The organism is Lysobacter niastensis (assembly GCF_015453285.1).
Lineage (GTDB): Bacteria > Pseudomonadota > Gammaproteobacteria > Xanthomonadales > Xanthomonadaceae > Lysobacter_J > Lysobacter_J niastensis.
In genome coordinates, this window is the sequence record NZ_JADLZT010000001.1 from 310,588 (window position 1) to 336,814 (window position 26,227).

Sequence of the window (26,227 nt, forward strand, 5' to 3'; positions counted from 1 at the left end):
GGTGGGTCAGGCCGCCTGGGCGATGCCGCGCGTTGCGCTGCCCAGCGGTGCAGCACCGAACCAGTGCAATGTCTCTGCGAACGCGGCTACCTCGCCAACGATCAGCAATGCAGGCGATTGCACGGAATGCGCGTGTGCACGCTCCGGCAGTTCCGACAGCGGCCCGGTGACGACGCGCTGGTTCGTGCGCGAAGCGTTTTCGACCAACGCGAACGGTGTCGACGGGTCGCGACCGTGCGTGACCAGCTGGTCCCGAAATGCCTCCAGCCCGGCCACGCCCATGTACACGGCGAGCGTCTGCCGCTCCTGCGCGAGCGCAGCCCAATCCAGCGTGTCCAGCGAATCGCGGCAATGCGCGGTGACCAGGCGCACCGACTGCGCGTGATCGCGGTGGGTCAGCGGTACGCCGGCATAGGCGGCGCAGCCCAGCGCGGCGGTGATGCCGGGCACGACTTCGTAATCGATGCCGTTCGCACGCAGTACTTCGAGTTCCTCGCCGCCGCGTCCGAATACGAACGGGTCGCCGCCCTTCAAGCGCACCACGCGATTGCCGGCGCGGGCGTGCTCGAGCATCAGCGCATGGATCTGATCCTGCGTGGCGTGGTGGTTGCCTGCCTGTTTGCCGACCTCGATGCGCTCGGCATCGCGGCGCGCCAGCTGCAGCACCTCGCCGCTGACGAGGCGGTCGTGGAGGATGACGTCGGCTTCGTTGAGCACGCGCAATGCACGCAACGTCAGCAAGCCCGGATCGCCGGGACCGGCGCCGACCAGCGCAACCGAACCACGCGGTGCGTCCTTCTTTTGACCAAGCGCGATCGCGAACTCCCGCTCCGCGGCGAGGTGTCGCCCTTGTCGCAGCAAGCGCGGCACCGGACCTTTCAGCAGCCGGTCGAAGAAGCGACGGCGCTCGCCGGTGTCCGGGTAATGTGCCCGGATGCGCTCGCGTTCGCGGATGAGCAACTTGGCCAGTGTTTCGATCGAATCGTCGAGCGAGGTCTCCAGTTGCTCGCGCAGGTGACGCGCCAGCATCGGTGCGCCTCCGCCACTGGAAATTGCCACCTGCAGCGGGCCCCGTTCGACGCGGGCGGGAATCTGCACGGTCGATGCGTTGGCGTCGTCGACCACGTTCGCCCAGATCCGGCGCGCCTGGGCGGCGTCGGCGACGGCCTGATTCACGGTCGGGTCGTTTGTCGCGGCGACCACCAGCCAGGTGTCCTCGAGCCAGTCCGCCCGGAAGGGGCCAGCGAGGTGCTCGATGCGTCTGTCCGCGGCCCATCCGGCCAGTACGCCGGTCAACTCAGGGGCTCCGACCCGGACCAGCGCCCCGGCGTCCAGCAGCGCCTCGATCTTGCGCTGGGCCACGGGGCCGCCACCGACCACCAGCGCGATGCGGCCGCGCAGGTCGGCGAAAACAGGGAATAGCCTGGTGACGGCGGGCGGATTGGCCATGGTGTCGATCGCGGCGGGGAGGGGCGGTACGGTGAACGCTAGTGAGCGCCGCCTGATCCGGGAAATGACGCGGGCGCCTGTACCCATGCCGGAAAGGCATGAGCTGGACAGGAGGCGTCCGGTCGGGTAGGTTTTATCTATCTTTCCATTCGTATTGAGCGATATATGAAGTCGATGTGTTGTCGAGTCCAGCCGCGAACCGCCACCCCAGGTGCCTCCGTGCCTGCCTCGCCACCATTCCCGCTCCCACCGACATGACCCTCACCCAGCTCCGCTATCTCGTCGCCATCGCCGATTCCGGCCTCAACATCACGCTGGCCGCCGAGCGCGTCCATGCCACGCAACCCGGCCTGTCCAAGCAGCTCAAACAGCTCGAGGACGAACTCGGATTCCAGCTGTTCACGCGCAAGGGCCGCAGCCTCGAAGCGGTCGCGCCCGCCGGCGAACGGGTGCTCGCCCACGCGCGCCGGATCCTCGAAGAAGCCGCCAACATCCGCGCCTATGCGGCCAACGAGCGCGGCCAGCACACGGGCCGGCTCGTGCTCGCCACCACCCACACGCAGGCACGTTTCGTATTGCCGGACGTCATCGCGTCGGTAAAGCGCGAGTTCCCCCAGGTCAGCATGCACCTGCAGGCGGCCGCCGACGGCGAAGTGCTGGAACAACTCGCGCGCGGCGAAGCGGACCTGGCATTGATCAGCACCGCCGGCGCCGAGCCCGAGGGTGGCGTGGCCGTGCCGCTGTATCGCTGGCGTCGCGTCGTGCTGGTGCCTCGCTCGCATCCGCTGGCCGCGCTCGATCGCGCGCCGACGCTGGCCGAGCTGGCGGCGCATCCGCTGGTCAGCTACGAATCCTCGAACAAGCCCGAATCCTCGTTGCGGCGCGCTTTCCTTTCGCGCGGCCTGGAGCCGCAACTGGCGATCACCGCGCGCGACGCCGACCTGATCAAGACCTACGTGCGGGCGGGGCTCGGTGTCGGCGTGCTTGCCGAAATGGCAGTCACCACGCGCGACGTCGACCTCAAGGCATTGCCTGCACCTGCGGAACTGCCCGAATGCGTCACCTGGGCGGTGATTCCGCGTGCTCGCGTGCTGCGCGAGTACGCGCTGGCGCTGCTGCATGGTGTCGCGCCACAACTCGATCGCCGCGATCTGCGCCGCGTGCTGGAGGGCAACCTCGAGCCGCACTGGCCGCAGGCACCGACATGGAGCGAGCTGGGCCAACCGATCACGTTGTGATCGGTTCGGCCTGTTCATGCCGGGTCCGCACCGATTCACGCCATGCGCGGGACGCGCTGAATTAATTATCAGCTACCCGATTCGTAGGCCGGAGGCACGCTGCTCCGTAACATGGCGCGACAGTTCGAACGGAATTTTCCGCCGATGAAGTTCGTGGTAGCCACTTACGGAACCGAGGGCGACGTCAGGCCCCTGGCAGCGTTGTGCCGCGCCCTGATGGACGCGGGTCATGAGGCGACGCTGCTCGCTGATCACGCAACGCTGGGTGTCCCGCAGGCGCTGGGCGTGCCGGCCAGGGCATTGACCGGCGACATCCGTGGCACGCTCGATCCCTCGGTCGCGATCTCGAACGTGGTCGGCAAGGACCATGGACTCAACAGCACGGCCAAAGCACTGGCCGGCATAGCCAATGCGAACGCGGAGCCGTGGCTGCGCGAGATCGCCGAGGCCGCCGAAGGAAGCGATGCGCTCATCGTGTCGGCATTGGCCGCCTTCGTAGGGTTTTCAGCAGCGGAGCATTTGGGCATCAAGGCGATCGGAGCGGGTTTCATTCCGCTTTCGCCGACGTCCGACTTCGCCACCCCCTTCCTGCCGCCTTCGCGCGTGCCGCGTGCGCTGAACGGGCTCAGCCACGAATTCGTCAATGCGATGTTGTGGCGTGCGTTCCGCACCTCGACCAATGCCGCACGCGCGAAGGTGTTCGGACTTCCGCCGCGCAGGAAGAACTGGACCACACATCCAATGCTCTACGGCATCTCGCCGAGCCTGGTGCCGCCGCCGGCGGACTGGCCGAGCTACGCGCATTTGTGCGGGCAATGGCTGCCGCCGGAAAGCCAGTGGGCGCCGCCGAAGGCGTTGTCTGAGTTCCTGGAGGCGGGCGAGCCGCCGCTCTATGTCGGCTTCGGCAGCATGGTGGGGTTCGACAGGGCCGCGCTGCTGCGCGAGGTGGTGTCTGCAGTGGCAGGCCGCCGCGCGCTGTTCTATCCCGGATGGAGCGGGGACGAAGAACTTGAGCTGCCCGGCAACTTCTTCGTGCTGGGGGATACGCCGCATGCGTGGTTGTTCCCGAAAGTATCGGCCGTGATCCACCACGGCGGTTCGGGCACGACTCATTCGGCGGCCCGCGCCGGCGTGCCCTCTGTCGTGGTGCCCTTTGCAGGCGACCAGTGGTTCTGGGCCGACCGGCTCCGGCGTGCGGGCGTTGCCGGCGATGCGGTTAATGGCCACCGGTTGAAGGCGGCGCCGCTCGCGCGGGCGATCGACTACGCGGAGCAGGCGCCGGTGCTCGCACGTGCGTGCCGGTTGGGTGAACAGATGCGCACGGAGAACGGTCTGGCCTACGCCATCCAGGCGATCGAACGGATCATGGCCGGCTAGCGCCTATGCCGCGTTCGGCTCGTCGAAGTGCAGGCCGCATTCGCGCTTGAGCCCGAAGAAGCGGGTGTCCTCTTCCTGCATGCCCGGCTGCAGCGGCCGTGTCGTATGCACGTCGCCGATCGAGACATAGCCCTCATGCCAGAGCGGGTGATAGGGCAGGTCGTGCTGCTGCAGATAGGTCCAGACGTCACGATCGCTCCAGTCGGCGATCGGATGCAGCTTCCAGCGTCCATCGCGCAGCTCGATGAACTCGATGCCGGCGCGCGTGCGCGCCTGGCTGCGGCGCAACCCGGCAATCCACGTGCGCACCCCAAGCTCGTCGAGCGCACGCTGCATCGGCTCGACCTTGCGCATGCGGTTGTAGCGCTCGATGCCTTCGATGCCGTTCTCCCACAGCCTGCCAAAGCGGGCCTCCATCCAGGCGATGCCGATCTGCGGGCGATAGACCTTCAGGTTGAGGCCAAGATGCTCGGTGAGCTGGTCGACGAAGCGGTACGTCTCCGGGAACAGGTAGCCGGTATCGACCAGGATCACCGGGATCCGGGGCGACTGGCGCGTGACCAGATGCAGCGACACCGCGGCCTGCGCGCCGAAGCTGGACGACAGCGCGTGCGAGCCCGCGGTGTGTTGAAGCGCCCACGCGACGCGTTCCTCGGCGCTGCGGGCGCCCAACCAGCGGTTCAGTTCGGCCAGTGCGCGCGGAGACTCCGCGGCGGTGATGGGGTCAGGTGGCGCGCTCATGCGGCGTCCTCCGTGCGCAGTAAGAGGGGAATGGAAGGCCGGATCGGCACGACGCCGCGGCGCACGAGGAAGTCGCCGAAACCCTCGCCATCGGCGCGCATCGCCGCGTAGTCGGCGAACAGCGGGTCGAGCGAGGCCAGGATCTCCGGCTCGGCGATGTTCTCGCGGTGCAACGCGTTCAGGCGCTGGCCGCGGTGGTCGGCGCCCAGCATCAGGTTGTATCGCCCCGGCGCCTTGCCGACGAGGGCGATCTCGCCAAGGTAGGGGCGCGAGCAGCCGTTCGGGCAGCCGCTGATGCGCAGGTGGATCGGCGCGTCGCGCAGGCCGTGGGTGTCGAGCAGACCCTCGATCTTTTCGACGAGATCGGGCAGGTAACGCTCCGCTTCGGCCATGGCGAGGCCGCAGGTCGGCAGTGCGACGCAGGCCAACGCATTGCGGCGCAACGGGCTCGCGCTGCGGTAGCCGTCAAGCCCGAAGCGTTCCACCAGACCGTCGACGCGCCCGCGCAGTGCCGCCGGAACGCCGGCAATCACGAGGTTCTGGTTGGGCGTGAGGCGAAACTGCGCGCCTTCGCCTTCGCCTTCTGCCTCCAGCAGCCGCGCAACCTCACGCAGTCCGCTCAGGTGCGTGAGGCCATCGCGGTCCCAGATGCGCCCGGCGGGAATCCGCAGCGTCAGGTGCGAGTTGCCATCGCCGGACTCGATCCAGCCGAAGCGGTCGCCGTTGTGGACGAACTCGAACGGCTCCGCGGCCGCAAGGGTGAAACCGGCGCGGCGTTCCACCTCGGACTTGAACCACGCCAGCCCGCGGTCGTCGATCGTGTACTTCAACCGTGCTCGCTTGCGGACGGCGCGGTTGCCGAAATCACGCTGCGCCGTGACGACCGCCTCGCCGATGGCGATCACCTGGTCCGGCGTGACGAAGCCGATCACATCGCCCAGGCGCGGGTAGGTTTCCGGATCGCCGTGCGTGGCGCCCATGCCGCCGCCGACGGTGACGTTGTAGCCGGCCACTTCGCCGTCGCGGATGACTGCGATGAAGCCAAGGTCCTGCGCGAACACGTCGACGTCGTTGTAAGGCGGGACCGCGAAGCCGATCTTGAACTTGCGCGGCAGGTAATTCGCGCCGTAGATCGGCTCGTCCTCGCTGCCGCTACCGGCGATGCGCTCCTCGTCCAGCCAGATCTCGTAATAGGCGCGGGTGTTGGGCAGCAGATGCTCCGACAGCGCCGCCGCGTGCGCATGCACGGCGGCGTGCGCTTCCGACTGCAGCGGGTTGGCCGCGACCGCGACGTTGCGGTTGACGTCGCCGCAGGCGGCCAGCGTGTCGATCAACGCCGCGTTGATCGCCTGCATGGTCGGTTTCAGTTCGGTCTTGATCACGCCATGCAACTGGAACGCCTGGCGCGTGGTGATGCGCAGCCCGCGTTCGGCGTACGTCGTGGCGATCGCGTCCAGCTGCAGCCATTGCTTCGGAGTGACCACGCCGCCCGGAGTGCGGGTGCGGATCATGAAGCTGTAGGCGGGCTCCAGCTTCTGCTGGCGGCGTTCCTCGCGGACGTCGCGGTCGTCCTGCTGGTAGCTACCGTGGTACTTGATCAGGGTCTGGTCGTCGTCGTTCAGCGCGGCGGTGACCGGGTTGTCCAGCGAGTCGAGCAGCGTGCCGCGAAGGCGGGCGCTGTGCTGTTTGATGTCCTCGACGGAATGGCTGCTCATCAGTACACGTCCCGTGCGTAGCGCCCCTGCTGTTGCAGGGTGTTGAGATAATCCCCGGCGTCGTCCACCGTCTTGCCGCCGTGTTCGGCGATGACGGCCAGCAGCGCCGTATGCACGTCGCGTGCCATGCGCGCCGCATCACCGCAAACATAGACGTGTGCGCCGCCTTCGAGCCAGTCGAACAGCTCTCGGCCGTGCTCGCGCAGCCTGTCCTGCGCGTAGACCTTGTGCGCCTGGTCGCGCGAGAAGGCGAGGTCGATCCGGTCCAGCTGCCCGTCCTTGAGCGCCTGCTGCCATTCCGCCTGGTACAGGAAGTCGCTGCGGAAGTGAGGATTGCCGAACAGCAGCCAGTTGCGGCCGCGGGCGCCTGCCGTCACCGGGCGTGTCGCGGCGCGCTCCTGCACGAACCCGCGGAACGGTGCGACGCCCGTCCCCGGGCCGATCATGATCACGTCGCGGGATGCATCGGCTGGAAGGCGGAACCGTTCATTGGCTTCGATGAACACCTTCAGCTGCGTGCCTTCCGGGCTGCGCGCCAGCAGGTTGGACGCCGCGCCCCAGCGCGTGCCGTGCCCGTCGTCGTACTCGACATGCGCCACGGTCAGGTGGGCTTCGTCGCCGACGTGTTTCCGGCTCGACGCGATCGAGTACAGGCGCGGCGTGAGCGGACGAAGCGCGGCGACCAGCTCTTCCGCACTCCATGGGGCAGGATGCCGTTGCAGCAGATCGATCACCTGCGTCGTGGCGAGAAAGCGCGCGAGGTTCGCCTGCTGGCCTGGCGCCATCAGATCGTTGAGCTCGTCGCTGCGTGCGAGTGCAGCATGACTGGCCAGGAAAGGACGCGTCAGCCGGGTCAGTTCGAGCTTGCCGCCCAGCCAGTCGCGCAACGGCAGGCGCTGCCCGGCATGGTCGATATCGGCCTCGCCATCGAGCCGCAGCGTGGCGATGACCTGGTCGACCAGTTGCGGCGGATTCGACGGCCACACGCCGAGCGCGTCGCCGGGCTCGTAATCGAGTCCTGAGCCATCCAGCGACAGCTCGATGTGGCGGATGTCCTTGCTGCTGTCGCGACCGGTGATGCGCTGGTTGCCCAGGAGCTCTGCCGCAAATGGCGCATCGCGATGGTGGGCAGGAGCGGCCGGCAGCGGACGCAACGGCGTCACCGTGGCCAGTGGCAGGGCTGGCTTCAGCGATTCCCGCGCCCGGGTCAGCGCCTGTTCGATCCATGGATTCGCAACGGATTCGATGTCCAGGTCGGCGTCGCCGCGTGGGAGCAGCCGCGTCGCGCCCAGTTCGGCGAGTCGTGCGTCGAGCTTCTGTCCAATCGCGCAGAACTGCGGGTAGCTGGAGTCGCCCAGACCAAGTACCGCGTAGTGCAGCTGCTTCAGTTCCGGCGCGCGCCTGCCGGTGATGAACTCGACCAGGGCGCGGGCATCGTCCGGCGGGTCGCCGTCGCCTTGGGTGCTGATGACCAGATAGAGGTGGCGCTCGTCCTTCAGTTCGCGGATCGGGTAGGCATCGGCCCGAAGCAGGCGCACCACCAGCCCTGCGGCCTCGCTCTCGCGGGCCAGTTGTTCGGCCAGGCGCTTGGCATTGCCGGTCTGGCTGCCGTAGACGATGGTCAGGCGCGCGCCCGCGGGCGCATCGACGACTGGCGCCAGTGGCGCATTGGTTGATGCCCGGCCCGCCAGGCCGGCCGCGTAGCCAGACAACCACCACAGGCCGGGCGCATCCAGCCCCTCGGTGACGCGGGCAAGCGCTACCAGCCGGTCTTCGGCAAGGGGCGTCGTGAATGCGGCGGAGGCAAGCGGACTGGAGACCGACATCGGTGCGGGCGGGACCTTGGGGATGTCCAGCAGGCTAGGCCTCGCAGGCCCGCGCAAGAAAGGAATCCGGGTTATGCGGTCATGCCAGTCGCTTATTTCCGGCGCCAGCGGCGGCGCCTCCTACAATGTGGTCAGATAGCCGCGCCCCGCCTTCGGTACGGAGGCAAGCACGGCGCCGCGAAACCAGATCCGACGATGACCTTGCCCCTGAACCTGAGCCACCTCGACCGCCTCGAAGCCGAGAGCATCCACATCCTGCGCGAGGTTGCGGCCGAGTTCCGCAACCCGGTGATGCTGTATTCGATCGGCAAGGACAGCTCGGTGCTGCTGCACCTGTTGCTGAAGGCTTTCCATCCGGCGCGTCCACCGATTCCGTTGCTGCATGTCGATACCGGCTGGAAGTTCCGCGAGATGATCGCCTTCCGCGACCGTCGCGCCAGCGAGACCGGTGTCGACCTGCGCGTGCACACGAATCCCGAGGGCGTGGCCCAGGGCATCGGCCCAATCAGCCACGGCGCGACCGTGCATACCGATGTGATGAAGACCCAGGGCCTCAAGCAGGCGCTGGACCAGTACGGTTTCGACGCCGCCATCGGCGGTGCGCGTCGCGACGAGGAGAAGTCGCGTGCGAAGGAGCGCATCTTCTCGTTCCGCAGCGCGCAGCACCGCTGGGACCCGAAGAACCAGCGTCCGGAGCTGTGGAGCCTGTACAACACCCGTATCCACAAAGGCGAATCGGTGCGCGTGTTCCCGCTGTCCAACTGGACCGAGTTGGACGTGTGGCTCTACATCTACCGCGAGAAGATTCCGGTGCCGTCGCTCTATTTCGCCGCACAGCGCCCCGTGGTGGAGCGCGACGGTGCGCTGATCCTGGTTGACGACGAGCGCCTGCCGCTTCGCGAAGGCGAGTCCCCGCGGCTGAAACAAGTGCGATTCCGCACGCTCGGCTGCTATCCACTCACTGGCGCGATCGAGTCCGAGGCCGACACGCTGGAGAAGATCATCGCCGAGATGCTGGTGGCCACCACGTCCGAACGCCAGGGCCGGGTGATCGACCATGACCCGTCGGCGTCCATGGAGAAGAAGAAGCAGGAGGGGTACTTCTGATGTCGCGCGCGCATGAACCCTCCGAGGCCGTCGCCGCCTACCTGCAGCAGCACGAGACGAAGGACCTGCTCCGTTTCATCACCTGCGGCAGCGTCGACGACGGCAAGAGCACGCTGATCGGCCGGTTGCTGTACGAAACGCGCGCGCTGTTCGCCGACCAGTTGTCCGCGCTGGAATCCGACAGCCGCCGTCACGGCACGCAGGGCGATGCCATCGACTACGCGCTGCTGATGGATGGCCTTTCGGCCGAGCGCGAGCAGGGCATCACCATCGACGTCGCCTACCGCTTCTTCAGTACGGAGAAGCGCAAGTTCATCGTTGCTGATTGCCCGGGGCACGAGCAGTACACGCGCAACATGGCCACCGGCGCGTCTACGGCCGACGTCGCCGTGGTGCTGGTCGACGCGCGCAAGGGCCTGCTGCCGCAGACGCGCCGCCACAGCTACATCGTGTCGCTACTCGGCATCCGCCATGTGCTGGTGGCGGTGAACAAGATGGATCTGGTGGGTTACGACTTCGCCGTCTTCGACGAGATCGCCGCTGGTTACCGCGCGCTCGCGGAGCAACTGGGCATCGCCCACGTGCAGGCCGTGCCGCTGTCTGCGCTGCAGGGCGACAACCTGTTGGTGCGCTCGGCGCAGATGCCGTGGTACGACGGCCCCAGCGTGCTGGAATACCTGGAAACCGTGCAGGTCGAGCGCGCCGGCAATGACGTCGGTTTTCGCCTGCCGGTGCAGTGGGTCAACCGGCCCAACCAGGACTTCCGTGGTTTCGCCGGAACCGTCGCGGCGGGCACGGTGCGGCCGGACGATGAGATCGTCGCCCTGCCGTCGGGCCGCCGCTCGAAGGTCGCACGCGTGGTCACCGCCGACGGCGACCTCGACGCCGCCGGCGAAGGCCAGGCGATCACGCTGACACTGGCGGACGAACTCGACGTCAGCCGCGGCGACGTCATCGCCGCGGGCCACAATCCGCCGCAGGTGTCCGACCAGTTCGCCGCACACGTGCTGTGGATGGGAGAGCAGGCGCTGCTGCCGGGCCGGCCCTACTGGCTGAAGATCGGCACGCGCACGGTCAGCGCCAGCGTGACCGAGATCAAGCACAAGATCGACGTGAACACGCAGGAGCCGCTTGCGGCCAAGCACCTCGAGCTCAACGAGGTCGGCTACTGCAACCTCTACCTCGATCAGCCCGTTCCGTTCGAGGCGTATGCCGACAACCGCACGCTTGGCGGATTCATCCTGATCGACCGGCAAAGCAACGCCACGGTCGCCGCCGGTACGCTCGATTTCGCGCTGCGCCGGGCCGGCAACATCCACTGGCAGCATCTTGACGTCGACAAGACCGCACGGGCCCGCATCAAGGGCCAGCAACCGCGCTGCCTGTGGTTCACGGGTCTCTCCGGTTCGGGCAAATCGACCATCGCCAACCTGGTCGACAAGCGCCTGCACGCGATGGGCTACCACACGTTTATTCTGGACGGCGACAACGTCCGCCACGGCCTCAACAAGGACCTCGGTTTCACCGACGAGGATCGCGTCGAGAACATCCGGCGTGTCGCCGAAGTCGCCAAGCTGATGTCCGATGCCGGGCTGATCGTACTGGTGAGCTTCATCTCGCCGTTCCGCGCCGAGCGGCGCATGGCACGTGACCTGTTCGCGCCCGGTGAGTTTGTCGAGGTCTACATCGACACGCCGCTGGAAGTGGCGGAGCAGCGCGACGTGAAGGGCCTGTACGCGAAAGCGCGCGCAGGCCAGTTGCGGAACTTCACCGGCATCGACTCGCCGTACGAGGTGCCCGAAGCGGCCGAGCTGTCGCTGGATACGGTCGATGAATCGGCCGAGCGCCTGGCGCAGCGTGTGATCGACTACTTGCTCGATTAACCGCCGGCTCGATTGACCGCGCTCCATTCCGGCCAACAAAAAACCCCGGCACTGCCGGGGTTTTCTGTTTCGTCCGGAACCCGCTCAGGCCGCCGGCTTGGCGGTCTTGCTGCGGATGAACTCGTAGATGAAGAGCAACACGATGGCGCAGACGATGGAAACGATGAATCCGATCACGCCGCCGCCTTTGACGAACAGGCTGCCGATGTAGGCGCCGGCGATGCCGAGCAGGATCGTCAGGATCCAGCCCATCGGGTCCGCGCCCGGCTTGAAGAAACGAGCAAGTACACCAATGACCGCACCGATGATGATCGTGTACAGGATGCCGCCCATATCACTCCCCTCCAGGATGGTTGGTGACGCGCCCGCATCCTAGCAGCGGATACGGGCACGTGCGCGGGGAGGTCCGGGCGGCGGACCTGGACCGGGATCAGCAGCAGCCGTGGTCGCCGTGGTGCTCGCCGCCGGCCACCGCGGACACGCCCGTCGTCTCGCCGCGCTGGCTGGCCAGGTGGTGCTCGGCGATCACGCGCGAGACGCAGGCGGTGACGCGCTTGCCCATCGGGATGTGCAGGAACTCGTTCGGGCCGTGCGCATTGGAATGCGGACCGAGCACGCCGGTGATCATGAACTGCGCGCCCGGGAACTTCTCGCCGAGCATGCCCATGAAGGGGATCGTGCCGCCTTCGCCCATGTACATGGCCGGCTGGCCGAAGAACTCGCGGCTCGAGGCATCGATGGCCTTGGTCAGCCACGGCGATTGTGCCGGCGCGTTCCAGCCCGTCGAGGCCTTTTCCAGGTCCAGCGAGACATGGGCGCCGTTGGGCGGATCGCGCATCAGCTCCTGCTTCAGCATCTCGCCGGCCTTCTTGCCGTCCAGCGTCGGCGGCAGGCGCAGCGACAGCTTCACGGAGGTGTGCGGACGCAGCACGTTGCCGGCCGAGCTCAGCGGCGGCATGCCATCCACGCCCGTCACCGACAGCGCCGGGCGCCAGGTGCGGTTGAGCACCAGTTCGGCGAGTTCGTCGTCCATGGGCTTCATGCCGGGCAGAAACGGGAACTTGTCGAACACGGCCGTATCCAGCACGCGTGCGGCCTCGCGCGCCTGTGCCAGGCGCTCGGCGGGGATCTCCGCGTGCATGCCATCGATCAGGATGCGCCCGGTCTTCTCGTCCTCGATGCGCGACAGGATCTGGCGCAGCAGACGGAAGCTGGACGGCACGATGCCGGAGGCGTCGCCGGAATGGACGCCTTCGCTCAGCACCTTGACAGTGAAGTTGCCGCCCGTCAGGCCGCGCAGCGAGGTCGTGCACCACAGCTGGTCGTAGTTGCCGCAGCCAGAATCCAGGCACACCACCAGCGAAGGCTTGCCGATGCGGCCGGCGAGGTGGTCGACGTAGGCAGGCAGGTCATAGCTGCCGGATTCCTCGCAGGCTTCGATCAGCACCACGCAACGGGCGTGCGGCAGGCTCTGTTCCTGCAACGCCAGGATCGCTGCCAGCGAGCCGAAGATCGCGTAGCCGTCGTCGGCGCCGCCGCGACCGTACAGGCGGTCGCCCTTGATCACGGGCTTCCAGGGGCCGAGGTCGGCATCCCAGCCGGTCATCTCCGGCTGCTTGTCCAGATGGCCGTAGAGCAGCACGCAGTCGTCGTTGCTGCCGCCGTTGGCGGCCGGGATGTCGATGAAGATCAGCGGCGTCCGGCCTTCCAGGCGCACTACCTCGACCTTCATGCCGGGGATCGGCTGCGCCTTGGCCCAACGCTCCATCAGGCCGACCGCGTCGTCCATGTAGCCGTGCTTGACCCAGTCGGCGTCGAACATCGGCGACTTGTTGGGAATCCGGATGTACTCGACGAGCTGCGGGACGATTTCGTCGTCCCATTTCTCGCCGACGTAGCGGTCGACCTTGCTGGCGTCCATGGAACGGCCTCGAGCGGGGATAGGAAGGCCACCATTCTACCGCCCCCGCCAGCGTCGGACTTTTCCTACTCCATGCCGGGGCGTGGGCTGGCTGCCGCGCGGTGGCTAGGACGATACGGTGGCCGCAGGGGATACGGAGACTGTCCATACCGGCAGTGAAAGCCTCCGGGCACGAAGGACAGGTCCCGGCCTGCCGGTGGAACGGAATCCACTCTTACGGAGCCAAGCCATGAAGTCGTTCGCTGTTGCAATGCCCCGGATCGCCGCCCTGCTGCTGGCGACAGGTATCGCGATCTCCGCCCACGCGGCCGAGAAGGTCAACATCAACACCGCCGACGCCGCCACGATCGACCGCGTCCTGCTCAACATCGGTGCTTCCAAGGCCGAGGCCATCGTCGCCTACCGCAAGGCCAACGGCCCATTCCGCAGTCCGGATCAGCTTGCGCTGGTCAAGGGCGTCGGGTTGAAGACCGTCGAAAAGAACCGTGACCGGATCGTCGTCGGGGGCGCCGCCGCTGCACCAGCGGCACGCAAGCCGGCCGCCGCAGCGCCGCGCACACCCGTCAAGCGCTGACCCGGAATGCCGGTGCCCCAGGGATGGGGGCTGGCTGGGGAAAGGATTCCCGCAGGAGTTGGGGGAGAGCCCTGGACAAGGACGTGCACCGCCCGGGCGCAGAGGGACCTGCGCCCGGGCGGAACCTGTTGTCTGCATAACCAGGGCAGATGCGGCCGCCCGCGCGGACCGGCATCGTTAAACTGGTGGGGTCCGGACCGGAACGGTAGATGCAATTGGCAGACCTTCATCGCTCGCGGGTGATCCCCGCCAACGAGTACCGCCGGGAGCGCTGGCGGAACCAGCTCGGCTGGACGCGCGAGATCGCCCGCTGGCCCGAAGAGGGGGATTGGAACTGGCGGCTTTCGATTGCCGAGATCGAGCGCGATTCCGCCTTCTCGGCGTTTCCGGGCATCGATCGCGAACTGGTGCTGCTGTCAGGCAACGGCCTGCGGCTGCGGTTCGAGGATGGCGCAGTCCACGACCTCGAGCCACCGCACGGCAAGCTTCGCTTCGCCGGTGAGGCAAGTCTGGTAGGCGAACTGATCGATGGGCCGACTCACGACTTCAACCTGATGTGGCGGCGCGACCGCGTGCGTGCGCAGCTCTGGCACCGTCCCTTGGTCGGGCCGATGGTGATCTTCGTGGAGCCTTACACGACCTGGGCAGTCCACCTGATGGCGGGGCAGGCGCACTTCGGTGACGACTCCGGACTGCCGGCGTTGGCGGCGGGCGACAGCGCGATATTCACGGCGGGCGATGAGCGCTTGCGCCACGTGCTGGATGGCGGCGGCGAGGCCTTGCTGATCCGGATCGAACCCCACGCCAGCAGTTGATGCGCTTGATCAATAGACGTCGCGGCGGTAGCGGCCTTCTAGGGCCATCATCTCAAGCTCATCCGCGCCGACAGCCTCGCGCAGCACCGCATCCACAGCAGGCGCCATGCCCTCCAGACTGCCGCATACGTACACGGATGCGCCTGACTCCAGCCACTCCCTGAGTCGCGGCAACTGGTCCTGCAGCAGGTGCTGTACATAGGTCCTGTCGCCGCGATCGCGCGAGAAGGCGAGGTCCACCCGCTCGATCACGCCATCGTGCTGCCACGCACGGACCTCGTCGCCGTAGTGGAAGTCGTGGGCAACGTTGCGCTCGCCGAACAGCAGCCAGTTGCGTCGCCATCCCGATGCGATTCGCGATTTCAGCAATGCGCGTAACCCGGCGATGCCGGTGCCGTTGCCGATCAACACCATCGGCCGGTCATCGGCCGGTGGATGGAAGCCGGGATTGCTGCGGATGCGCAGATCGACTTTGCCGAGCATTGGCGCATGGGCGGTGAGCCAGCCGCTGCCGCTGCCCAGCCGGCCATCGCTTCGCCGCATCTGCCGGACCAGCAAGTGCACCGAGCCATCGGGCGGCAGCGAGGCGATCGAGTATTCGCGATGCGGCAATGGTCTAAGCATGTCAGCGACCGCCTGTGCGCCATGCTCGCGCGCAGTGGCGGCGTCAGGCAGGTGCGAACGGCCGAGCAGCTCGGCCAGCGCAAGCGAAGTCCCGCCGGAGGACACCGGTGCGGTGCCGTCCTGTCGCGATGCCTCCAGCCAGGCCGCCACGTCCACATCGCTGTTGCGCGGACCGACTTCCGCAATATCGCCGGCCTGCCACGTCAGCCCGGCCGCATCGATCGGCTCCAGCGCGACGTGGAATGCCGCCGCGCCGGCGCTGCCGGCATTCAACAGCGTGCGCTGCGTCAATCGCCAAGGCCGGTAGGCCGGTGCGCTCCAATCGGACAGGTCCGTGCGGCCGGCAAGCAGGCCGAGGTGATGCTGCCAGTGCCGCAACGCACCGGCGTCGCCATTGTCGACCTCGACCAGGTCCAACATCGGTTGCGCGTCCGCATGCCGCAACCAGGCATCGAGTCGATGGCCGAAGCCGCAGAACTGCGCGTATTCGCGGTCGCCCAATGCGAGCACTCCATAGCGAAGGCCCGGCAACGCGGCGCGATGCGACAAGGTGTTGCGCACGAACCGCACGGCTGAGTCAGGTGCGTCGCCTTCACCGGTGGTGGACACCACGAACAGCGCATGGCGGTAACGCGCCAGCCCGCTCATGTCGAGTGCACCCAATGGGAGCAGATCCGCGTCAAGGCCTGCATCAGCCAGTGTCTGCCAGGTGCGGCGTGCCAGGAACTCGGCGTGGCCTGTCTGGCTGGCGAACGCGACTACCCAATCGTTGCCGACGCCGGGCGCAAAGTGTGGCAGTACATGCCGCTTGTTTCGCCGGCGCCGCAGCAGGGTCACCGCACCCGTGAACGCACCGTAGGCCAGTACGATCGCTGCGGCTGCCATCAGTCGAGTACCGTCTGGCAGGCGCCACTGCGGGGTTTCGACCTGCCACCGCAACAACAGCACGGCCAGTATCGCCAAGGCGAGCAGCAGCACGGCCTGTCCGATCGCGCCGGTATCGACGCGCCGTGTCGCGCCGGTGCTCATGCGGCGTGTTGGCGCGCCACGAATGCCGGCGTCGCTCGGCTGCGGAAGCCGCCGCCATCGTGGGTGATGAAGAGCGCGGCGAGCCCATTGCGGTTCGCGTAGGCGAGGCCTGATTCCGGTCCCAGCACGGTCAATGCGGTGGCGAGTGCATCGGCATGCATGCACTGCGGATGCAGCACCGTCACCGATGCGAGGCCATGCGCTACCGGGCTGCCGGTTCGCGGATCTATGGTGTGCGAGTAGCGCGCAATGCCTTCGCCGAAATAGCGGCGATAGTCACCTGACGTCGCAATCGACAGTCCTTCCAGCGCCACCACGGCGACGGTGGCCGTTTCGTCCTGCGGCATCTCGACGGCGACCTGCCAGGCGCTGTCGTCGGGTTTGCGGCCGTGGCCACGCAGTTCGCCGCCCACTTCGACCAGGAACGAAGCGATGCCCTGCGCGATCAGGTAATCGGCAACGCGATCGACGCCGTAGCCCTTCGCGATCGACGACAAATCGACATGGCAGTCACCTGGCTGCACGGCGGTGCGGGTGAGAGGATCGAACTGGACACGCTGCCAGCCGATGCGGCCTCGCGCGACAGCCAGCGCCTGTGCGGCGGGAGCTTCGGTTCGCGCGCCATCGGGGCCGAAACCCCAAAGATTTACCAGTGGTCCGACGGTCGGGTCGTAGGCGCCTGCGGTATCCCTGGCCAAGTCCAGCGCGGCCCCGAGCACGGTGCAGAGTTCCGGCGGCAGCAGGTGCGACGTGCCCTGTGCGGCATGGTTGAAGCGGCTCAGATCGGAGTCCGCTTCCCACGTGCTCATCTGCGCGACGACCTCATCGAGCCTCGCCTGGATTCCGCGCTCCAGTGCGGGCAACGCATCGGCGCGCGTGAGGAGCTTGGCCGACCACGTGGTGCCCATGGTCCATCCACGCAATTCATGCAAGGCGGGGCCTGCCAGGGAGGGCAACCCCCAGTTGCCAGCCGGCACGCTGATGCGGAACGTAGAAACCACCGGAGTGCTGCCGATTGCTTTACTGCGGCAGCACTTCGAGCACGGCGACGTAGCTCAGACGCCGCTGCTTCGCTTGCGGCAGCGTGGTCTTCTGGTCTTCGCTGACGGTTTCCAGCCAGTACATGCCCGGCTGCGGCCAGGTGACCTGGAACTTGCCGTCGCTGCCGGTCGTCAGCTGGATTTCGTTCTGCTGGTCGCGGTAGCGCGTCGCACCCGGGACGACATCGACCTTCAACCCGGATGCGGGCTTGCCATCGACCAGCAACTGGAACGTCGCGGCTTCGCCAGCGAAGAGGTCGTTCGGGTGCGTCACCGGCACCAGTTCGATGCCCTTGCCGGCGGTCTTGAACGCGGTGGTGCTCGGCGTGCCAACGGTCGCGAACGTCTCGACTCGGCCCAGGCTCTGGCTGGCCTTGACGTCGGTGGCGCCGGCGGGGATCTCCTTCGCGAATGCGTCCGCCTTGCCGCGCCAACGCTTGTCCTCGCCAGCGAGCTTGTAGGTCGCCGACATGCCCTCATTGAGCACGCCGATCCTGTAGGTGCCTTCCTGGCTGAGTTCGACATCGAACACGCTGCGCAGCTTGCCGGTCGACAGGTTCTGCGGCTGCACGTTGCTGCCGTCGGGAGCAGTGATGCTCAGGCCCTCCAGTCGCAGCGGCACATGGTTGAAATAGAACAGGTCGTTGGAGACCGCGGCATCGACCGTCAGCCAGGCGCCCTTGTCGGAGAACACGGTGCTGGAGGGCTGCAGCCAGGCCTTGTGCGCGGACGCGGGGAGCGCGACGCACAACGTCATGGCGGCGGCGATCGCTATCGTAGAGAGCTTCATCACGGACTCCGGTTTTCGTTCTGCTTCGTGGGGTAAGGATGGATCAGGGCTTGATGGCGAGTGCGACCTTGCCCAGCTCGGTCTTGCCCTGTACGGACTGCGCCTGCGCCTTGCCCGACCAGTCGAAGGGAATGCTGAGCAGTTCACGGCCGCCGACTTCGCGTGCGGCCTCCACCACCAGCGTGTACTTGCCGGGCGTGAGGCCGTCCAAGGACTTGCTGTCGCCCTTGAACGACAGCGAATGGACACCGGCCGGGCGGGTTGCGCCGCTGACGCCGTCCACCGGCATCTTCAGCGTGCGGCCGCTGCGGCGCCACCACTGGCGCATGTCCTTCAGCCACCTGGTGCCTTCGCCATCCTTCTTGTTGACGTCGTACCAGACCGCCAGATTGGTGGCGACGGTGTTGTCGGGACGCTCGATCCAGGCCGCGACGTAAGGGCGGTGATACTCGGCGACGTCCAGTCGCGGAATCTCGATGCTGACCGTCATGTCGGCGGCAAACACCGGAACCGGCGTCATCAGGGCGGTGAACAGTACGGTGCGGGACGGCGTCATGTCGTTCTCGTATCAATGCATGAAAAGGATGATCAGCAGCGCCGGCACGGCCACGCCCAGCGCGACGAGCGGCCAGGTCGACCCGCGCTGACGCGCGTGCAACTGCAGCAACCACAACCCGGTCAGCGCGAACAACAGGCACGCCACCGCGAACAGATCGATGAACCAGCGCCACACCGCACCCGTGTTGCGGCCCTTGTGCAGGTCGTTGAGCCATGCAATCCAGCCACGACGCGTGAGCTCGTACTCGATGGCGCCGTTGCTGCGATCGATGCTGAGCCAGGCGTCGCCGCCGGGACGAGGGAGCGATACATAGGCCTCCTCGTCCGACCATTCGACGTTGCGATCGGCCGTGTCGACGCTCATCTCCCGTGCGATCCAGTCGCGAGCGGCGCCGGGCAGCGGATCACCGTCGCCATGCTTGCCCTGCAGGGTCCGTAGAACGCTCGAGGGCAGGGTCTCGTTGACAGTGACGACCTGGGCTTCGGCTTCGATCTGCGCCGCGTGGTTGAGCGTGATGCCCGTAGCGGCAAACAGCAGCAGGGCGATCAGGCTCACGGCCGAGCTGATCCAGTGCCAGCGGTGCAACGTCTTCAGCCACCACGCCCTGCGATTGGGATCGGCCTCGGCATCGGCCCGCGGGTGTGCCATCACGTCTCGGTCCAGCGCCGCAGGAGGTTGTGGTAGACACCGGTCAGCTGCACCAGCGCCGGGTGCTCGGGCACGTCCTGCGTGAGGCGGCGAATCGATACATCGAGTTCGAACATCAGCCGTCGCTGGGCGTCCTCGCGCAGCAGGCTCTGGATCCAGAAGAACGAGGCAATCCGCTCGCCGCGCGTCACGGGACTGACCTTGTGCAGGCTGGTGCCCGGGTAGAGCACCATGTCGCCGGCCTGGAGCTTCACGCTGTGCGTGCCGTAGGTGTCCTCGATGATCAACTCGCCGCCGTCGTACTCCTCAGGCGAGCTGAGGAAGAGTGTGGCCGACAGGTCCGTGCGCACCGGTTCCGCACCGCCGCGGCTGCGGTCGTAGCGCACCGCATTGTCGACATGGAAGCCGAACGACTGCCCGCCGGCATAGCGGTTGAACAACGGCGGATAGATGCGCTGCGGCAGTGCTGCGGAGAAGAACGTGGAGTTGCGCGACAAGGCTTCCAGGATCAGTCCGCCCAGCTCGCGCGCGACCGGGTCGGTCTCGGGCAGTTGCGCATTGTCCTTGGCGCGAGCCGACTGATATCCAGCGGTCATGCGCCCATCGGCCCAGGCGCCTTGTTCCAGCCGTTGCCGGCAATGGGCGACCTGGTCGGGGCTGAGGACTTGCGGCAATTGCAGCAGCATAGGGCTCTGCTCTCGATGACGCCGCCGCGATGGGGCGGCGGCGCCTGGAAGGATGGAGCGTGGATTAGAACCTGTAGGTGGCGCTCAGCACCACCTGGCGCGCATCGCCTGGCGTTGCCCAGCCGTTGTTGCGCACCCGGATGTAGTACTCCTTGTCGAACAGGTTGTTGGCGTTGAGCTGGAGGCTCAGACGCTCGTTGACCTCATAACCGATCATCGCGCGATGGGTGGTGTAGCCCTTGATGTCGCCGCGGTTGTTGATCAGGGCCGTGGTGCTGCTCGTGTAGTACTCGTAACCGCTCTGGTAGGTGATGCCGTAGCCGAAGGTCCACTGGTTCCAGTCGTAGGCGGTCCAGATGCTGCCCGAACGCTCCGGCGTTGCACTGATCGGCAGGCCCTTCAGCGGGTCGGGGTTGGCCGCAGTGTTGAGGCAGGCCGGGCGCGGACGGGCCAGGCAGTCGTCCGAGACGCCCTGCAACACTTCGCTGTCGAGCCAGGAGAAGTTGGCAAACACGGACCAGTCATGGGTGATGCGTCCGGCGACACCCAGGGACACGCCATCGACGCGGGCTTCGCCGTCGAGCTGCTGTTCGCCGCTCGGATTGGCCGGATTGCCCGGATCGGCCACCTTGTAGTTCTGGCGCTCGTTGCGGAACACCGCTGCGGTCACGGCGAGGTTGTCCAGCACGTCCCACTTGGTGCCCAGCTCATAGTTGACCGCGGTCTCCGGGTCGACGTTGCAGTTCGCGGTGCCGGTGGTGCTGGTCGCGGTGCACGAGCCGTTCACCGAGGCCTTCGACGGCGTCTTGCTGTTGGAGTACGACAGGTAGATCGTGCCGTTCTCGACCGGCTTGAAGATCAGGCCCGCGCGATAGGAGAAGAGGTCGTCCTCGTTGTTGGCGACTGGATTCCGGCCCAGCACGGCGCCGATGTTGCTGTTGTCGGGACGCGGATTGGCCGCGGTCGGCGCGGTGTAGGTCTTGATGTTCCAGGTGACGCTGTCGCCTTCGTTGTGCTCGTAGCGGGCACCGAGGTTCAGCATCCACTGATCGTTGAACTGGAGCGTGTCGAATACGTAGGCGGCCTGGTTATCGAGCGAACCTTCGGTGCGTCCGGTCAGGAAGAAGTTGTAGGGGCCGGTGTACAGCGAGTCCGGATTCGCGATGCTCATCGGCGGCAGCACCGCCGGGGTGCCATCGGCGGTGCGCAGGACCGCGCCGCTGTCCAGGTCGAAGCTCTCCCGCGAGAAAGACACGCCAGCGACCAGCGCATGCTCGATCGAGCCGGTGCTGAAGCGGGAAGTCAGGTCGGTCTGGCTGATGGCGATGGCGTTACGCGTGTCGCGGGAGTGACCGCGCGGTCCGGTGGCGGTCAACGCCACGGTACCGGGGATCGAGCCGCGGGCGCAGGCGGTGCCGGTGGCCGGATTGATGCCACTGTCCAGGCACCAGGTCCCCTGCGGGGCGTCGACGATGCTGAGCTGATCGACCTGCTGGAAGCGCGCCAGGCTGCGCAGCGTCATGGCGCTGCTGAAATCGTGCTCGAACACGCCGGTGAGCATGTCGACATCGATCTCCTGCGTGTCGACGTTGTGATAACCGTAGTAGTTGCTCGGATCCGCGCCAGGCAGCGGGCCGCCGAAGGCGCTGAAATAGGGCACGCCGTACTGCGGGATGTTGTCGTCGCTCTGGTGGAAGTAGCTCAGCGTGAAGCGGGTGTCGGTACCCAGGCCGAATGCCACCGAAGGTGCGATGCCCCAGCGCTCGAAGTTCTCATAGTCGCGGCCCGGCGCATCGTTCTGGTGCACCATCGCGTTGATGCGGAATGCGGTGCCGTTGTCGAACTCGGTGTTGCTGTCCAGCGCGAGGCGGCCGTAGCTGTCGGTGCCCGCACCCGCCTGCAGCACGGTGGAATCGCCGCTGCGTGCAGCCTTGCTCACCAGGTTGATGTTGCCGCCGACCGAGCCCGCGCCCGAATAGACCGAGTTTGAGCCGTTCACAAGCTCCAGCGCTTCGACGTTGAAGGTGTCGGTGCGGCTGTACTGTGCGCTGTCGCGCACGTTGTCGGTGGTGATGTCGCTGTTGGCGGTGAAGCCGCGCAGGTTGATGCTGTCGCCATAGCCACCGCCGCCTTCGCCGGCGCCGAACGTGATGCCCGGAAGCGTGGTCAGCACGTCACGCAGCGACAGCAGACCCTGTGCATCCATCGCGTCCTTGGTGACGACCGTGATGGTCTGCGGCGTGTTGAGGAGCGGTTCGGTGTACTTGACCGAGCTCGGCTTCTCCACGCTCTGGCCGATGACTTCGACCTTGTCGAGATCCGTGGCCTGCATCGGCTCGCCGGAGGGGCCCGCGAGCGCGGGAGCGCTCAACGCGAGGGTCAGGGCGCCTGCAAGCGGCGAGACAACGAACTTCCTGTTGGTCATGGGGATCCCGGAATCAGTACCAAAGCGATGGGGGACGGCGCTGCCGGCCGTTTCAATCGACAATGTTAATGAGAGCGATTCGCATTTGCAACGAATCGCCGCACGGAAACCGGCCAAGAGGCCATTCGCGGGTTGCCCGGGGGCTGGATTCGCGCGCGTGCGAGCGACCGGCCGATAGAGCCGGCCGATCGAACCAACCTCAGCTTCCAAAGTACCCGCGGCACCTGCGCGGGGTGAGCGGTGCTCAGGTCAGGCGCGGTCGTCGCGGGTCCAGACGCTGCCGTCCTCGACCTTCACGGGGAACCTGGGCACGGGCTCATAGGCCGGGGCGCACAACGGGCGGCCGTCACGGACGTCGAACTTCGCGCCGTGCAGCACGCATTCGATCGTCGCTTCCTCGCCGTCGAAAGTGCCCGCGGACAGTTCGTAGTCCTCGTGCGAGCACTTGTCCTCGAGCGCATAGAAATCGCCGTCATAATTGACAACCAGGATGGGCGTGTCGCCGTCCCAGGCCACGGTGCTTTCGCCGGGCAGCAACTGCGACGTCGCGCAGACGAAAACCCAGTTTTCGCTCACAGCGCCTTCTCCATGATTTCGAACCGGAGGTCGTCCCGCTTGGGAAGTCCGAAACGCTCGTCGCCGTAGGGGAAGGGCTTGTGGATGCCGGTGCGGTGGTAGCCACGACGCTCATAGAAGGCGATCAGCTCTCCGCGCACATCGATCACGGTCATGCGCATGGTGCCCAGCTTCCAATCGTCTCGGACGACGCGTTCGGCTTCGGCCAGTAGCTGCTTGCCGATGCCGCCTCCCTGCAGCGTCGGCGATACCGAGAACATGCCGAAATAGCCGGCACCATCCTCGATGGCGACGTGCGCGCAGCCGAGAAGTTCATTGCCACGTTCGGCCATCACGATGGCGCTGTGTGGGCGCCCGATGCAGGCGGCGATGTCGTCCGCACCCGTGCGGCGGCCGCCGAGCAGATCGGCCTCGGTGGTCCAGCCCTGCTTGCTGACGTCGCCGCGATAAGCGGACTCGACCAGCGCCACCAGCGCGTCGATGTCGTTCGAAGTGGCGATGCGGAAGGCGAGGGGGGCTTGCGTCACGACAAAGGGCTCCAGAACAGAACATATTGCAGCGTTTTACAACGCGAACCGCGAGCGCTGCAACGAAAGGAATTAACTCCCCTTGTCGCTACTGCGCCGCGCCGCGCGACGTTCCTCGATCAGTTGGGAACAGCTCAGCCGAGCAGCTTGCGGACCTTCCCCAGTGCCGCGACGAAGGCATCGACCTCGTCGTGGGTGTTGTAGAACGCGAGCGATGCCCGGCAGGTCGCCGGAACGCCGAAGTGCTGCATCAGCGGATGGGCGCAGTGGTGGCCGGAGCGGATCGCAACGCCTTCGAGGTCGAGCAGGGTGGCCAGGTCGTGCGCGTGCGCGCCTTCGACCAGGAAGCTGATCACCGCGGCTCTGTCGCGAGCCTGGCCGAAGATGCGCAGGCCTGGGACCTTGGACAACTCTTCGGTTGCGTGCGCCAGCAGTTCCTGCTCGCGCGCCTCGATATTCGCCATGCCCGGCGAGGACAGGTAGTCGACGGCCGCGCCCAGGCCGATGAAGCCGGCGATGTTGGGCGTGCCGGCTTCGAACTTGTGCGGCGGATCGTTGAACACGGTGCCTTCGAAGCGCACTTCCTTGATCATCTCGCCGCCGCCGATGAAGGGCGGCATCGCGGCGAGGTGCTCGCGCCGGGCCCACAGCGCGCCGGTCCCGGTCGGGCCGCACATCTTGTGCCCGGTGATCGCGTAGAAGTCGCAGCCGATTGCGGCCACGTCGAGGGCGCGGTGCGGTGCAGCCTGCGAGCCGTCCACCGCGGTCACGATGCCTCGGCGGCGGGCTTCGCGGCAGATCTCGCGAACCGGATTGACAGTGCCGAGCACGTTGGAGACGTGCGTCAGCGACAGTACCTTCACTTCCGGCGTCAGCAGGGAGTACAGCTGATCCAGGTCGAGCTCGCCTCGCTCGTTGAGTTCGGCGACCTTGATCGTGGCGCCTGTCCGCTGAGCCACGAGTTGCCACGGCACGATGTTGGCATGGTGCTCCATGCGGGTCAGTACGATCGCGTCACCGGGCTGCAGGCGCGGCAGCGCCCATGAGTAGGCGACCAGGTTCAGCGCGAACGTGGTGCCACTGCACAGCACCAGCTCGTCGCTGCGGACATTGAGGAACTTGCCGAGCTTGGTGCGCGCGGCTTCGTAGGCGTCGGTGGCCTCGGTTCCCAGCGCATGCACGGCGCGGCTGACGTTGGCGTTGTGGCGGCGATAGAAGTCGTCGACGGCTTCGATCACGGATTCCGGCTTCTGCCCGGTGTTGGCCGAGTCAAAGTAGATCAGCGGCTTGCCGTGGACCTGGCGGGTCAGCAGCGGGAAGTCGGCGCGAACACGGGCCCAGTCGATGGTCGAGGCTGCAGTACTGCTGGCATCCATCCGGCTCATGCGGCCTCCAACCGGTTCAGCGCCGCGTCGAGGCGGACCGCCAATGCATCACGCAGCGCGGTGTCGTCGAACACGGCCAGCGTCTCGCGGCAGAACGCCGCGGTCAGCAGCGAGCGCGCCTGCTCGGCGGGCACGCCACGACTGCGCAGGTAGAACAGCGCGGTCTGGTCGAGCTGGCCGACCGTCGCACCGTGCGCGGCCTGCACCTCGTCGGCATGGATCTCCAGCACCGGCTGCGTGTCGATCTCAGCGCCCGCGCTGAGCAGCAGGTTCTTGTTCGACAGCGTAGCGGCGGTGCCGTCGGCGCCCTCACGGATCAGGATGCCGCCATGGAAGGCAGCCTTGGAGCGTCCGGCACCGAGTCCGCGCCAGGTCAACTCGCACGCTGTGTCGCGACCGACGTGGTCGATGCCCAGGCGCGTATCCAGGTGGCGCTTGCCGTTGGCGAGCAGGACGCCGTTCGCGTGCAGCTTCGCGCTGTTCCCGTGCAGCGCAACGTTGAACTCGTGGCGCGACAGGCCTGCGCCGAGCTCGAGGTCGAGACGGCGGTAATCGGCGTCGCGTGCCATGACCGCATCGGTGCGGGCGAACAGGCTCGCGCTGGCGGCTTCGTCCTGCACGCGGGCATGTTGCAGAACCGCGCCCTGGCCCAGGTGCACGTGCATGACGGCATTGGCGAGGTGACTGTGCGCGCCATCGCCGAGGTGATGCTCGATTACGGTCAATTCCGCGTTATCGCGAAGTTCGACCAGGTGGCGCAGATGCCATGCGCGGTCGCCTTCGCTGGCGGCGCCGATGAAGACCAGGTTCACCGGCGACGTGCCGCGCGCGCCGCTCTCGGCGCGGAGCACGGCGCCTTCATCGGCGAGAGCGGCGTTGATGCGGGCGAAGATCTCGTCGGCGCGCTCGAATTTGCGGGCGAGGAAGTTGGCATCGCGCGGTTCGCCCTCCGCCAGCACCTGAGACAGCGCGCGCAGCGTCACGCCCGCCGGCAGGCCGCTGGTGTCGGTGTGTACTGCATCGAATCGGCCGTTGACGAAGACGATGCGCGGCGCAGCGATGCCGGCCAGCAGCGCCGGATCGAAGGCGGCGGTCGCGGCGTCGGATGCCTTGAACGCGCGGCGCTCGAGGGAGCGCAGAGGCGTGTATTTCCAGGATTCCACGCGCGCGTGCGGGATGCCGTCGCGCAGCGCATCGTCGAGCGCGGCCCGGCGACTGTCGCGAAGGCCGGCAGCGTCGCGCGTGGCGAGCGCGTCGAAGGCAGAGGCGAAGGAGTCGAGCAGGGCACTCAT

At 66.9% G+C, this 26,227-nt stretch carries 23 protein-coding genes; 6 read left to right on the plus strand and 17 right to left on the minus strand.

The window, feature by feature from the left end; all coding sequences use genetic code 11:
• Nucleotides 1-6: 6 nt before the first annotated feature.
• Nucleotides 7-1,449 carry a siroheme synthase CysG gene (cysG, locus tag IU514_RS01405; RefSeq protein WP_194929273.1) on the minus strand — a complete coding sequence of 481 codons (1,443 nt, stop codon included), beginning with the start codon at nucleotides 1,447-1,449 and terminating at the stop codon, nucleotides 7-9.
• Nucleotides 1,450-1,703: 254 nt separating this feature from the next.
• On the opposite strand from cysG, the gene IU514_RS01410 reads away from it, so the two are divergent.
• Both IU514_RS01410 and IU514_RS01415 read left to right on the plus strand, forming a co-directional pair.
• Complete coding sequence (locus IU514_RS01410) at nucleotides 1,704-2,687, plus strand: LysR family transcriptional regulator (RefSeq protein ID WP_194929274.1); 984 nt, start codon at nucleotides 1,704-1,706, stop codon at nucleotides 2,685-2,687.
• A 144-nt stretch (nucleotides 2,688-2,831) separates the two neighbouring features.
• Complete coding sequence (locus tag IU514_RS01415) at nucleotides 2,832-4,064, plus strand: glycosyltransferase (RefSeq protein WP_194929275.1); 1,233 nt, start codon at nucleotides 2,832-2,834, stop codon at nucleotides 4,062-4,064.
• Between the two features lie 3 nt (nucleotides 4,065-4,067).
• Here IU514_RS01415 and IU514_RS01420 read toward each other — a convergent pair whose 3' ends face one another.
• Genes IU514_RS01420 through IU514_RS01430 form a run of 3 tightly spaced genes read right to left on the minus strand, consistent with a single transcriptional unit; the run spans nucleotide 4,068 to nucleotide 8,346 of the window.
• Nucleotides 4,068-4,805: a phosphoadenylyl-sulfate reductase gene (locus tag IU514_RS01420; RefSeq protein ID WP_194929276.1), complete on the minus strand. Its 738-nt coding sequence runs from the start codon at nucleotides 4,803-4,805 to the stop codon at nucleotides 4,068-4,070.
• A complete protein-coding gene (gene cysI / locus IU514_RS01425; protein ID WP_194929277.1) occupies nucleotides 4,802-6,520 on the minus strand; it encodes an assimilatory sulfite reductase (NADPH) hemoprotein subunit in 1,719 nt (572 codons plus the stop codon). Before cysI ends, IU514_RS01420 begins: the two co-directional genes overlap by 4 nt.
• Complete coding sequence (locus tag IU514_RS01430) at nucleotides 6,520-8,346, minus strand: assimilatory sulfite reductase (NADPH) flavoprotein subunit (RefSeq protein ID WP_194929278.1); 1,827 nt, start codon at nucleotides 8,344-8,346, stop codon at nucleotides 6,520-6,522. Before IU514_RS01430 ends, cysI begins: the two co-directional genes overlap by 1 nt.
• Nucleotides 8,347-8,541: 195 nt before the next feature.
• On the opposite strand from IU514_RS01430, the gene cysD reads away from it, so the two are divergent.
• Entirely contained in the window at nucleotides 8,542-9,453 is a 912-nt protein-coding gene (gene cysD / locus IU514_RS01435) for a sulfate adenylyltransferase subunit CysD (RefSeq protein WP_194929279.1), read from the plus strand.
• The gene (cysN, locus tag IU514_RS01440) at nucleotides 9,453-11,336 is read left to right on the plus strand and encodes a sulfate adenylyltransferase subunit CysN (protein WP_194929280.1); all 1,884 of its coding nucleotides are present in this window, start codon (nucleotides 9,453-9,455) and stop codon (nucleotides 11,334-11,336) included. The genes cysD and cysN overlap by 1 nt, the downstream gene beginning before the upstream one ends.
• A gap of 84 nt (nucleotides 11,337-11,420) precedes the next feature.
• Here the strand turns inward: cysN and IU514_RS01445 are convergent, their stop codons facing one another.
• Both IU514_RS01445 and IU514_RS01450 read right to left on the minus strand, forming a co-directional pair.
• Entirely contained in the window at nucleotides 11,421-11,669 is a 249-nt protein-coding gene (locus IU514_RS01445; RefSeq protein WP_194929281.1) for a GlsB/YeaQ/YmgE family stress response membrane protein, read from the minus strand.
• 97 nt (nucleotides 11,670-11,766) lie between these two features.
• The gene (locus tag IU514_RS01450) at nucleotides 11,767-13,257 is read right to left on the minus strand and encodes a M20 family metallopeptidase (protein WP_194929282.1); all 1,491 of its coding nucleotides are present in this window, start codon (nucleotides 13,255-13,257) and stop codon (nucleotides 11,767-11,769) included.
• A gap of 229 nt (nucleotides 13,258-13,486) precedes the next feature.
• On the opposite strand from IU514_RS01450, the gene IU514_RS01455 reads away from it, so the two are divergent.
• Both IU514_RS01455 and IU514_RS01460 read left to right on the plus strand, forming a co-directional pair.
• Nucleotides 13,487-13,831 (plus strand): ComEA family DNA-binding protein, encoded by a 345-nt coding sequence (locus tag IU514_RS01455; protein ID WP_194929283.1) that lies wholly within the window; start codon nucleotides 13,487-13,489, stop codon nucleotides 13,829-13,831.
• Nucleotides 13,832-14,040: 209 nt separating this feature from the next.
• Nucleotides 14,041-14,646 (plus strand): HutD/Ves family protein, encoded by a 606-nt coding sequence (locus IU514_RS01460; RefSeq protein ID WP_194929284.1) that lies wholly within the window; start codon nucleotides 14,041-14,043, stop codon nucleotides 14,644-14,646.
• A gap of 9 nt (nucleotides 14,647-14,655) precedes the next feature.
• Here the strand turns inward: IU514_RS01460 and IU514_RS01465 are convergent, their stop codons facing one another.
• The 11 genes from IU514_RS01465 to sufD form a co-directional block, all read right to left on the minus strand.
• The gene (locus IU514_RS01465; protein WP_194929285.1) at nucleotides 14,656-16,299 is read right to left on the minus strand and encodes a flavodoxin domain-containing protein; all 1,644 of its coding nucleotides are present in this window, start codon (nucleotides 16,297-16,299) and stop codon (nucleotides 14,656-14,658) included.
• The gene (locus tag IU514_RS01470) at nucleotides 16,296-17,207 is read right to left on the minus strand and encodes an FAD:protein FMN transferase (protein WP_194929286.1); all 912 of its coding nucleotides are present in this window, start codon (nucleotides 17,205-17,207) and stop codon (nucleotides 16,296-16,298) included. The genes IU514_RS01465 and IU514_RS01470 overlap by 4 nt, the downstream gene beginning before the upstream one ends.
• Before the next feature lie 112 nt (nucleotides 17,208-17,319).
• Nucleotides 17,320-18,129, minus strand: a complete 810-nt coding sequence (locus IU514_RS01475; protein WP_194929287.1) for a DUF4198 domain-containing protein — start codon at nucleotides 18,127-18,129, stop codon at nucleotides 17,320-17,322.
• A 43-nt stretch (nucleotides 18,130-18,172) separates the two neighbouring features.
• On the minus strand, nucleotides 18,173-18,685 hold the full coding sequence (locus IU514_RS01480) for a DUF2271 domain-containing protein (RefSeq protein ID WP_194929288.1): 513 nt from the start codon (nucleotides 18,683-18,685) through the stop codon (nucleotides 18,173-18,175).
• Nucleotides 18,686-18,697: 12 nt separating this feature from the next.
• Nucleotides 18,698-19,336 (minus strand): PepSY-associated TM helix domain-containing protein, encoded by a 639-nt coding sequence (locus IU514_RS01485; RefSeq protein ID WP_194929289.1) that lies wholly within the window; start codon nucleotides 19,334-19,336, stop codon nucleotides 18,698-18,700.
• Nucleotides 19,336-20,022, minus strand: a complete 687-nt coding sequence (locus IU514_RS01490) for a Fe2+-dependent dioxygenase (RefSeq protein ID WP_194929290.1) — start codon at nucleotides 20,020-20,022, stop codon at nucleotides 19,336-19,338. The genes IU514_RS01485 and IU514_RS01490 overlap by 1 nt, the downstream gene beginning before the upstream one ends.
• A 64-nt stretch (nucleotides 20,023-20,086) precedes the next feature.
• Nucleotides 20,087-22,447, minus strand: coding sequence for a TonB-dependent receptor (locus tag IU514_RS01495; protein WP_194929291.1), 2,361 nt, complete (start codon nucleotides 22,445-22,447; stop codon nucleotides 20,087-20,089).
• A 249-nt stretch (nucleotides 22,448-22,696) separates the two neighbouring features.
• Complete coding sequence (locus IU514_RS01500; protein WP_194929292.1) at nucleotides 22,697-23,023, minus strand: non-heme iron oxygenase ferredoxin subunit; 327 nt, start codon at nucleotides 23,021-23,023, stop codon at nucleotides 22,697-22,699.
• Nucleotides 23,020-23,550: a GNAT family N-acetyltransferase gene (locus IU514_RS01505; RefSeq protein ID WP_194929293.1), complete on the minus strand. Its 531-nt coding sequence runs from the start codon at nucleotides 23,548-23,550 to the stop codon at nucleotides 23,020-23,022. Before IU514_RS01505 ends, IU514_RS01500 begins: the two co-directional genes overlap by 4 nt.
• Before the next feature lie 134 nt (nucleotides 23,551-23,684).
• Nucleotides 23,685-24,926, minus strand: a complete 1,242-nt coding sequence (locus IU514_RS01510; RefSeq protein ID WP_194929534.1) for a cysteine desulfurase — start codon at nucleotides 24,924-24,926, stop codon at nucleotides 23,685-23,687.
• Nucleotides 24,927-24,931: 5 nt separating this feature from the next.
• Nucleotides 24,932-26,227, minus strand: a complete 1,296-nt coding sequence (gene sufD, locus IU514_RS01515; RefSeq protein ID WP_194929294.1) for a Fe-S cluster assembly protein SufD — start codon at nucleotides 26,225-26,227, stop codon at nucleotides 24,932-24,934.

Excerpts from the sequence above, each read along its gene's own strand:
- IU514_RS01495 (WP_194929291.1), bottom strand. The coding sequence starts at position 22,447 with ATGACCAACAGGAAGTTCGTTGTCTCGCCGCTTGCAGGCGCCCTGACC.
- cysI (WP_194929277.1), bottom strand. The coding sequence starts at position 6,520 with ATGAGCAGCCATTCCGTCGAGGACATCAAACAGCACAGCGCCCGCCTT.
- IU514_RS01475 (WP_194929287.1), bottom strand. The coding sequence starts at position 18,129 with ATGAAGCTCTCTACGATAGCGATCGCCGCCGCCATGACGTTGTGCGTC.
- IU514_RS01470 (WP_194929286.1), bottom strand. The coding sequence starts at position 17,207 with ATGGGCACCACGTGGTCGGCCAAGCTCCTCACGCGCGCCGATGCGTTG.
- cysG (WP_194929273.1), bottom strand. The coding sequence starts at position 1,449 with ATGGCCAATCCGCCCGCCGTCACCAGGCTATTCCCTGTTTTCGCCGAC.
- IU514_RS01415 (WP_194929275.1), top strand. The coding sequence starts at position 2,832 with ATGAAGTTCGTGGTAGCCACTTACGGAACCGAGGGCGACGTCAGGCCC.
- IU514_RS01490 (WP_194929290.1), bottom strand. The coding sequence starts at position 20,022 with ATGCTGCTGCAATTGCCGCAAGTCCTCAGCCCCGACCAGGTCGCCCAT.
- IU514_RS01485 (WP_194929289.1), bottom strand. The coding sequence starts at position 19,336 with ATGGCACACCCGCGGGCCGATGCCGAGGCCGATCCCAATCGCAGGGCG.
- IU514_RS01420 (WP_194929276.1), bottom strand. The coding sequence starts at position 4,805 with ATGAGCGCGCCACCTGACCCCATCACCGCCGCGGAGTCTCCGCGCGCA.
- IU514_RS01460 (WP_194929284.1), top strand. The coding sequence starts at position 14,041 with ATGCAATTGGCAGACCTTCATCGCTCGCGGGTGATCCCCGCCAACGAG.
- IU514_RS01480 (WP_194929288.1), bottom strand. The coding sequence starts at position 18,685 with ATGACGCCGTCCCGCACCGTACTGTTCACCGCCCTGATGACGCCGGTT.
- cysD (WP_194929279.1), top strand. The coding sequence starts at position 8,542 with ATGACCTTGCCCCTGAACCTGAGCCACCTCGACCGCCTCGAAGCCGAG.
- IU514_RS01410 (WP_194929274.1), top strand. The coding sequence starts at position 1,704 with ATGACCCTCACCCAGCTCCGCTATCTCGTCGCCATCGCCGATTCCGGC.
- IU514_RS01450 (WP_194929282.1), bottom strand. The coding sequence starts at position 13,257 with ATGGACGCCAGCAAGGTCGACCGCTACGTCGGCGAGAAATGGGACGAC.
- IU514_RS01445 (WP_194929281.1), bottom strand. The coding sequence starts at position 11,669 with ATGGGCGGCATCCTGTACACGATCATCATCGGTGCGGTCATTGGTGTA.
- IU514_RS01430 (WP_194929278.1), bottom strand. The coding sequence starts at position 8,346 with ATGTCGGTCTCCAGTCCGCTTGCCTCCGCCGCATTCACGACGCCCCTT.
- sufD (WP_194929294.1), bottom strand. The coding sequence starts at position 26,227 with ATGAGTGCCCTGCTCGACTCCTTCGCCTCTGCCTTCGACGCGCTCGCC.
- cysN (WP_194929280.1), top strand. The coding sequence starts at position 9,453 with ATGTCGCGCGCGCATGAACCCTCCGAGGCCGTCGCCGCCTACCTGCAG.
- IU514_RS01465 (WP_194929285.1), bottom strand. The coding sequence starts at position 16,299 with ATGAGCACCGGCGCGACACGGCGCGTCGATACCGGCGCGATCGGACAG.
- IU514_RS01455 (WP_194929283.1), top strand. The coding sequence starts at position 13,487 with ATGAAGTCGTTCGCTGTTGCAATGCCCCGGATCGCCGCCCTGCTGCTG.
- IU514_RS01510 (WP_194929534.1), bottom strand. The coding sequence starts at position 24,926 with ATGGATGCCAGCAGTACTGCAGCCTCGACCATCGACTGGGCCCGTGTT.